An 8,501-nucleotide genomic window follows, 5' to 3' on the forward strand; every position below is an offset into this window, starting at 1 on the left:
AAGCGGGCCCGCCAGAAAACTCCTACCCGTGTGGCCATCGCCAAGGGGGGGCTGGAAAAAGTCAACTTGGCAATTGGCTTTGTGCCCCTCAACGACTGCGCCCCTCTGGTGGTGGCCCAAGAAAAGGGCCTGTTTCAGAAGTACGGCCTGGAACAGGTCACGCTGGTCAGGGAGCCGAGCTGGAAAACCATCTGGGAAGGGAGCCGCTCCGGTCGGCTGGATGCGGCCCTGGTGGTGGCCGGGATCCCTTTGGCCTCTACCCTGGGGGTGGGCGGGGTACCGGTGCCTTTGGTAACTGCGCTTACTGTTTCCCGCGGCGGCAACGCCATCACCTTTGGGCGCCGACTCCTGCTGCAGGCCTTCCAGAGCCCCTGGGATCTTCGCCAGTACCTCCGCCAAACTCCCGATACGGTTCATACGCTGGGGGTGGTGCACCCGGCCTCGATGCACAACTTCCTATTGCGCTATTGGCTGGCCAGCGGCGGCGTGGATCCGGATCGAGAGGTGACGTTGACGGTGATCCCGCCGCCGCAGATGGTGGCCCACCTCAAGGCCGGCAACATCGACGGCTACTGCGTGGGCGAACCCTGGAACTCCCGCGCCGTGCGGGAACAGGTGGGGGTTATCGTTGCCACCACTCCCGAACTCTTGCCCAGCCACATCGAGAAAGTCCTGGCGGTGCGCCAAGACTGGGCCCAAAGCTACCCCCGCACCCACGTGGCTCTGGTCAAGGCGCTGCTGGAGGCCTGTCACTACTGCGATCAGCCGCAGCACCGTCCCCAGATCCTGGAGTGGCTGGGCCCGCCCCAGTATGTGGGCGTGGCCCCAGCCGATCTGGAGCCGGGGTGGAGGGGCATCCTGCAGCGGGGCATTGCCGATGAATCGCAGGTGATTGTCGGTTTCCACCAGTTTGCCAACGGGCGCAACACCTGCCCCGAACGCTTGGAGCACCTCTGGATCCTGACGCAGATGGCTCGCTGGGGCATCTGCCCCTTCCCTCGCAATTGGGTTGCTGTCCTCGACCAAGTGCTGGATGACAAAACCTACGCCCTAGCTGCCAGAGAACTGGGGCTGCCGGATCGGGCCCACGATCGCGGGGCTTTGCTCTTTGCCGACGGATCCCGCTTTGATGGCGAGGATCCCTTGAACTACCTGGAGTCGGTGGCCATTCGCCAGGAGCTGAAGCTGCAGGAATACCCCCTCAGCAAGGTCTAGTTTTTGCCCTACTGAACTCAACTGGAAGGCTTTATGATGACCCACTCTCGCTTAACTTCTTTGTCCTTTTCTTCAGCCTCTTCCCTCTCAGGTCTGCCCCTTCTTTCCCTCCAGAATGTGGGCAAGACCTACTTTACGGCGGCAGGAGCCTTTGTGGCGCTAGAAAATGTCAACTTGGAAGTGGCCGCCGGCGAATTTGTCTGCATCATCGGCCACTCCGGCTGTGGCAAGTCCACCTTGATCAACATGGTGGCCGGGTTTTCTGCTCCTACTTCGGGATCCATTACCCTCAAGGGCCAGCCCATCACCGCCCCAGGGCCGGATCGGATGATGGTGTTCCAGAACTATTCCCTTCTGCCCTGGCTGACGGCTTTTGAAAATGTTTATTTGGTGGTGGACCAGGTCTATCCCGATAAATCCCCTAGAGAGAAAAGGGAAATCGTTCAAGAACACCTAGAACTCGTGGGTTTGGCCGAAGCAGCCCACAAGCGGCCCAAGCAGCTCTCCGGGGGTATGAAGCAGCGAGTGGCCATTGCCCGCGCGCTGGCGGTGCGCCCAGAAGTGCTGTTGCTGGATGAGCCCTTCGGGGCCTTGGATCCCATTACCAAGCAAGAGCTGCAGGATGAGCTGCTGGCCATTTGGCGAGATCACCGCTGCACGGTTTTGATGATTACCCACGACATCGACGAGGCTCTTTATCTGGCAGACCGGGTGGTGATGATGACCAATGGCCCTGCTGCCCATATTGGCGAGATTTTGACGATCCCCTTTGGGCGACCGCGCAGCCGCGCGCGCATCATGGAAATGCCGGAATTTTACGAATTGCGCAACTCTGCCCTCGACTTTCTCTACCGTCGCGCCGCCCTTGTCTTGGATTGAGGGGGAGCCAGTCTCGTCAAGGCGGCACGGCGAGCAGCGCTCCTCCCCAATACCAGAGTCTTACAGCACGGTTTGGTAGCGGTACCTACACCAAGTCGAGGGATCCCTGGCTAAAATCCCACAGCAGTTGGGCCATCACTCCGGAGAGGTTCTCGGTGCGTTTGGAGCTGTTGCAGGCTTTCCTGAACGTCGTCGAAAGCGGCAGCTTTTTGGCTGCTGCCCGCTGCAGTGGCTTGACCCAGTCTGCCATCAGCCGCCGAATTCAGGCCTTGGAAGAAGAGGTGGGCGCTCCGCTACTGCATCGCAAGAGCCCGCTGGCTTTGACAGTGGCGGGGGAACGGCTCCTACCCCATGCCCGGCGCATCTGTCAGGAGTGGCAGCAGGCCCAAGAGAGCATTCGGGAATGGCTACGGGGCGAGCAAAGCGAGCTCTGCGTTGCCGGGATCCACTCGCTGATTGCCTATCGACTGCCGCCGGTGCTCCAGGAGTTCTGCCGAGAGTACCCGCAGGTGCAGTTGCGGGTCACGGCCCTGGGCAGCGACCGCGCTTTGAAGGTGCTCAAGGATGGGCTGGTGGATGTGGCTTTGGTGATGGAAAATCCCTGGCTGAGGCGGGGAGCTGAACTGGTGGTGGAGCCGCTGTATTCGGAGCCCATTCAGGTGTTGATGGCCGCCAGCCATCCCCTTAGCCGCTACGAGCGGATCCCTTGGCCAGTGTTGGCCGAGTACCCCCAGGCCGTATTTAAAGATGGCTATGCTATGCGCGCTTGGGTGGGATCCCACCTGGCCCGCCAAGGGTTAACTCTCAAGGCAGCGCTGGAGCTGAACACGCTGGATGCCTTCCGCGGCGTCGTTCGCCAGGGGCAGTTGATTGCCCTCCTGCCAGAATCCGCTCTGGTGGACTGCCACGCCGACCCAGAACTCCAGGTGCGGCCTACTGAACCCCCCTTGTTGCAGCGACAGGTGGTGGCAGTTACCACCCGTGACCGCTATCAGATCCCACCCATTCGCCGCTTTTTGCAGTTGGCAGCCCAACTGCTCCGCCCGCCTGCTCCTTCTAAGAGGTCCGACGTCGAGGCGTTGGTCCCGGCCAAGGTGCTGTCGGCTTAGTTGGAGACTTACCCTCCCCCGCTCCAGACTGCCAAGGCTATGAGCCATGAGTTTCGCGAGCTGTTGAAGAAAATTGGCAGTGGCACCCACACCCACGAGGATCTCACCCGCGGCGAAGCCGCCCAGGCTACTTGGCTGCTCCTTGCGGGCAAAGCCACCCCAGCCCAGATTGGGGCCTTCTTGATTGCCCACCGCATCAAGCGCCCCACCGCCGAAGAGCTGGCTGGTATGTTGGATGCCTATGCCGAGTACGGCCCTCGCCTTCGCCAACGGGATCTGCCCCACCCCTTGGTGATCTTTGGCCACCCCTACGATGGCCGCTCCCGCACAGCACCGCTAGGGGTGTTGGTGGCTCTGGTATTGGCAGCGGCGGGGGCAGCCGTTTTGCTGCATGGCTCCGGCTTTTGCCCTCCCAAGTATGGTCTGCCTCTGGAGGTGGTCTGGCGAGGCTTGGGGGTGGACTGGCGAGGATGGTCGCTGGAGCAAGTGGGCCAGTCCCTGGAGCAAACGGGCTTGGGATTTTTGTATTTACCAGATTGTTTTCCCCAAGCCCAGGCCCTGATGGAGTACCGGGATCAAATTGGCAAGCGCCCTCCCCTGGCCACCTTGGAGCTGGTCTGGTCACCCTACGAGGGCCCCTTTCATTTGGTGGCTGGCTACGTGCACCCCCCTACCGAGGCTACGATGCTGGAGTTGTTTGCCCTGCAAGGGATCCGAAGCTTTACCACGGTCAAGGGACTAGAGGGCAGCAGCGACCTACCGCGGGAGCGGACGGCTATCCTCAACCACTGTGGGGAACGGCTGCTGCTCAAAGCCCGCGACCATCACCTGGCCGGCCCCGAGATCCCGCTGGCGGAGGAGAAAGAGTTGCTGCGGCAGATGCACCAGCTCCTCAACGGCGATCCCTCCCCCCTTGCGCCAGCAGTACTCTGGAATGGCGGTAGCTACCTCTGGCTGCTGGGCTATGCTCACTCCCTCAGCGAGGGGATCCAGCAAGCCGAGGAATTGCTCCGCTCTGGCCGGGTGAGGGAAAAGTTGCAACAGCTCCAACAACAGGCTCACCTGGCCCGGTTTTCCTAGGGATCCCTTCTTGCCTCAAGATATTCCGCAAGGGAAAGCCCACGGGGCCAACCCCAAACCGGCTTGTCCTGTCGATTGGAGTTTGTAACCCTGCCGATCCGTGCTTCCTTCACCGGTGCCCTCGGCTGTTCCCTGCCGATTTTGCTGCTCCTCACTCCCCTGGTGCTGGGATCCCCGGCGCAAGCCCATCGGAGCCGCCGCCCCCGTACCGATGCAGCCGAGTTGGCAGAGCCCGCGGGAGCTGGAGTGGGCCAACCACGACCTGGCCAAAGCCCAGCGGCACCTGGCGGAAGCCAGCTTCTTCGCCCAGCGGGGATCCTCTCCGGAAGCCGCCCGTCTCCTGGAGCTGAGCCGCCAGAGCTTGGCCGAGGCCCAGAACGCTCTGCAAAGGGCGAATGTCTTCGCCGTCCGCGAGCAGGCCAAAGCGGCGGAAAACTTGGCCAAAGCCGCCAAGGCGCTCTACGAAGCGGAGTTGGGCTTTGGGAGCCGTCCTGGCCGTTCCTTCTTCGAGGCCCCCTTGCGCGCCCAAGAGTCCCTCAGCCGGCTGCAGGCGGAGATGGCCTTCGCCAACATCACCGCCGGCCCTGTGGCCGAGCTGCAGCAGCAAGCCCAAGAGTTGTTGAGCAGGGTCAATACCGATCCGGGCAGCTACACCTTCGCCGACTACAGCCGCAGCAAGGCTGCCCACCACTCGGCCCGCGCTGCGTTGCATCTGTTGGCGGCAGAGCGCCTGAGCGGTTTGGGATCCCTGGGCAGCCTCTAAGCGCCCCCTGGTTGAGGCAGCCCGCTCTCTTCTCCTAACCCTGCAGCAGTTGCGTTAGAGTAAAGGCCCCCGCCGCGGGGGCCGTTCTTGTTCCCAGAAATCCAGAGTCAGTAGCCCACCCTCGTCGAGTGTACCTGCGTTTTCTGCACCTGTGGCACTTCCGCAACTACCGGGATCAGGGGATCCCCTTCGAGGCGCCCAAGACCATCCTGGTGGGGGAGAACGCCCAGGGCAAGACCAACCTTTTGGAGGCAGTGGAGCTCTTGGCCACCTTGCGCTCGCGGCGGGCCAGCCGGGATCGGGAGCTGGTGCAGCAGGGGGAAGAGAGGGCGCGGATTGCCGCCACCGTGGAACGGCTGGGGGTGGCCCACGAGCTGGCAATGGAGCTGCGCAGCCAGGGGGGGCGATCCCTGAGGGTTAACGGCCAGGTGCTACGGCGACAATCTGACTTTTTGGGGCAGGTGAGTGCCGTGGTGTTCTCCAGCCTGGATCTGGAGCTGGTGCGAGGGGGGCCAGAGGCGCGACGCCATTGGCTAGACGGGGTGTTAATCCAACTGGAGCCTGTTTATGCCGACTTGGTGGAGCAGTATCGCCAGATCCTCAAGCAGCGCAATGCCCTCTTGAAGCAGGATCCCAAGGATTCCATCCCGCCGACGCAAGGAGCCGCCAGCAACAAAGCTTCTCAGATGGCCTTCTGGGACGCACAACTGGCCACCAGCGGCAGTCGTATCGTGCGCCGTCGCGCCCGGCTGTTGCAGCGGCTAGAACCCCTGGCCGCCCGCTGGCACCAAACCATCAGCGGCGGACGGGAGACCCTCAGCCTCACCTATCGCCCCCAGGTGCCCCTGCCGGATCCCCAGGCCGATCCCGCGGCGGTTCAGGCCCAATTCTTGGCAGAGATCCGCGCCAGGGCCGCTGCCGAACAGGCTTTGGGCACTTCCCTGGTCGGCCCCCACCGGGACGAGGTGGAGCTGAGCCTCGACGGACGGCTGGCTCGTGCCTACGGATCCCAGGGGCAGCAGCGCACCTTGGTCTTGGCCCTCAAACTGGCGGAGCTGGAGCTGATTGAGCAGGTGAAGGGGGATCCGCCCTTGCTGCTGTTGGACGACGTGCTGGCGGAGCTGGATCTGCACCGCCAAAACCAGCTCTTAGGGGCCATTCAAGAGCGGGTGCAAACTTTGGTTACCACCACCCACCTAGGATCCTTTGACACCGCTTGGCTCAAGGGAGCGCAAATCCTTCACGTGCACCAGGGGCAAATTTCTCCCTCCCCCGCCTCACTCCCCTTGGCTTAAAGCAAGCCAATCCCCCAGCATACTCCCCTCTCCCTCTGGGAGAGGGGCCGGGGGTGAGGGCATCACTCCCTCTGGGAGAGGGGCCGGGGGTGGTCGCGTGAGCGGCGCGGAGCGCTTGGGCTCAGAGCCGCCCGCGATCCAGGCTGCGATACTGAATCGCCTCGGCAAGGTGGGTGGGGGCAATGGCCTCGGCGCCCTCCAGGTCGGCAATGGTGCGGGCCACCTTGAGGATGCGGTCGCTCCCCCGCGCAGACAGACCCAACTTTTGGATGGCACTCTCTAGGAGCTTACGACAGGGATCCGACAGAACACACCACTGCCGCAGATGGCGAGATTGCATTTGGGCGTTGCAGTGGATCCCGGGTTCGTCCTGGAAGCGCTGCCGTTGGCGTTGCCGCGCCCGTTCCACCCGCTGCCGCACCGCTTGGGAGGATTCGCCCCCCTGGAGGCGGACAATTTCTTCCGGCTTGAGGCGGTTGACCCGCACCTGCAAATCAATGCGATCGAGCAGCGGGCCGGAGAGCTTGGACCAGTAGCGCTCCCGCTGCTGCGGCGTACAGGTGCAGGGCTGAACGGGATCCCCGTAGAAGCCGCAGGAACAGGGGTTGGTGGAGGCCACCAGGGTGGTTTGGGCGGGAAACTCTAAAGAAACGCGGGCGCGGGAGATGGTAACCTTGCCGTCTTCCAAAGGCTGGCGCAGCACCTCCAGCACCTCACGGCGGAATTCCGTCAGTTCGTCCAAGTACAGGACACCGTGGTGAGCAAGGGAGATCTCACCAGGCTTGGGGTAGGGGCCACCACCCACCAGCGCCACCGCCGAGGCCGAATGGTGGGGAGCCCGAAAGGGTCGCTGCGTAATCAGGGGAGTCTGGCGTCCTAGGTGCAGGTTTTGCCGTAGCAGGCCCGCTGCTGAGTAGATGCGGGTGATCTCCAACATTTCCTCCCACTGCAGCCGGGGCAGGATGCCGGGCAGACGCCGCGCCAGCATGGTTTTGCCCGCTCCTGGGCTGCCCACCAGCAGCAGGTTGTGCCCGCCGGCCGCCGCAATCTCCAGAGCCCGCCGGGCGTGTTCCTGCCCCTTCACATCGGCCAAATCCAGTAAGGGTTCCGTTTCAGGGGGCAGCAGCTGCTCCGGCTGGATCCGCACTGGCTCAACTCCCTGGGGGTTTTGCAGCCAGCTCACCACCGCCGCCAAAGAGGGCAGCCCATACACCTGGATCCCTTGCACCAGGGCTCCTTCCGGAGCATTCTCCTGGGGCACCACCAGGCGGCGGATCCCCATCTCGGCGGCACTGGCGGCAATGGGCAAAACGCCCGCTACGGGACGCAGGGTGCCATCCAGGGCCAATTCCCCCAGCAGCAGGGTGTTGGCCAGCGCTTCTCCCTCAACCACTCCTGCGGCTGCCAGAATGCCGATGGCGATGGGCAGATCAAAGCTGGGGCCTTCTTTGCGCAGATCAGCGGGGGCCAAGTTGACGATGATCCGCCGCTGCGGCAGGGCAAAGCCGGAGTTCTTGATGGCTGCCCGTACCCGCTCTTTGGCCTCTTGAACGGCTGTGTCGGGCAGCCCCACCAGGGTAATCTGCGGCAAGCCACCGCCAACGTCCACCTCCACCGTGACCCGCACGGCCTTGAGTCCCAGTAGAGCAGCAGCAGTGACCTGGGCAAACAAAAGCGTCGCCTCCTCTGGAAAGCTTTTCCACCAATGATTGTCTCCCGACACCTATCCTGGAGGAAGTACATTGGCTTGTGCAGGCCTAATCCTCAGCTGCGGCTGGGTTGGCTTAGCTGACAAGCCAAAGAGGGGATGCCCCCATCTCTAGGAGGCTGGTGCTGGTGGTCTTTCCTACGGCTGAACCCCCTTTTGAGCGTTTCGCCAGCTCTGGGCAAGAGGGTGCCCCAAGCTGGAATGATCTGGAGGAGCAGGTGCAGCAGTTTGCCCGGCGCTACCGGGGGCAAGTGGCCCAGCTCAGCCCACCAGAGCTGGGGAAGGCGCTGCAGATCTTGGCGCAGCTGACGCAAGCTCTGGCGGCCCACCTCGCCGGGGACAGGGAAGGGATCCCAGCTGACTCCGGTTGGACAGGGGCAGTCCCCAACTGGAGGGACCTGGAGCGGGCTATTTCCCTGCAGAGCCACTTGCTGTTTTTCCCTCTGGAGCTG

Annotated in this window: 7 protein-coding genes and 1 pseudogene; 7 read left to right on the forward strand and 1 reads right to left on the reverse strand. The window is 63.1% G+C overall.

The genetic code is table 11. The annotated features are described in order from the left end of the window. The 6 genes from NW835_RS01360 to recF all read left to right on the forward strand — a co-directional run. Window positions 1-1,215, forward strand: a 1,215-nt coding sequence (locus tag NW835_RS01360) for a CmpA/NrtA family ABC transporter substrate-binding protein (protein ID WP_414414317.1), incomplete at its 5' end; no start/stop codon positions are given. A 36-nt stretch (window positions 1,216-1,251) separates the two neighbouring features. Further along, window positions 1,252-2,094, forward strand: coding sequence for an ABC transporter ATP-binding protein (locus NW835_RS01365; RefSeq protein WP_414378144.1), 843 nt, complete (start codon window positions 1,252-1,254; stop codon window positions 2,092-2,094). Window positions 2,095-2,249: 155 nt separating this feature from the next. Next, entirely contained in the window at window positions 2,250-3,203 is a 954-nt protein-coding gene (locus tag NW835_RS01370) for a LysR family transcriptional regulator (protein WP_414360891.1), read from the forward strand. Between the two features lie 39 nt (window positions 3,204-3,242). After that, window positions 3,243-4,283: an anthranilate phosphoribosyltransferase family protein gene (locus NW835_RS01375; protein WP_414414320.1), complete on the forward strand. Its 1,041-nt coding sequence runs from the start codon at window positions 3,243-3,245 to the stop codon at window positions 4,281-4,283. Window positions 4,284-4,494: 211 nt separating this feature from the next. Beyond that, window positions 4,495-5,046 carry a DNA-binding protein gene (locus tag NW835_RS01380; protein WP_414414318.1) on the forward strand — a complete coding sequence of 184 codons (552 nt, stop codon included), beginning with the start codon at window positions 4,495-4,497 and terminating at the stop codon, window positions 5,044-5,046. 128 nt (window positions 5,047-5,174) lie between these two features. Continuing rightward, window positions 5,175-6,341, forward strand: coding sequence for a DNA replication/repair protein RecF (recF, locus tag NW835_RS01385; protein ID WP_414414319.1), 1,167 nt, complete (start codon window positions 5,175-5,177; stop codon window positions 6,339-6,341). Window positions 6,342-6,462: 121 nt separating this feature from the next. Here recF and NW835_RS01390 read toward each other — a convergent pair whose 3' ends face one another. Next, window positions 6,463-8,013, reverse strand: a complete 1,551-nt coding sequence (locus NW835_RS01390) for a YifB family Mg chelatase-like AAA ATPase (protein ID WP_414414321.1) — start codon at window positions 8,011-8,013, stop codon at window positions 6,463-6,465. A 158-nt stretch (window positions 8,014-8,171) separates the two neighbouring features. Here NW835_RS01390 and NW835_RS01395 point away from each other — a divergent pair. Continuing rightward, a pseudogene (locus NW835_RS01395) lies at window positions 8,172-8,501 on the forward strand (peptidase M3); the annotation flags it as partial.

This window comes from Synechococcus sp. OH2 (assembly GCF_047462155.1).
In the GTDB taxonomy this organism is placed as follows: Bacteria; Cyanobacteriota; Cyanobacteriia; order Thermostichales; family Thermostichaceae; genus Thermostichus.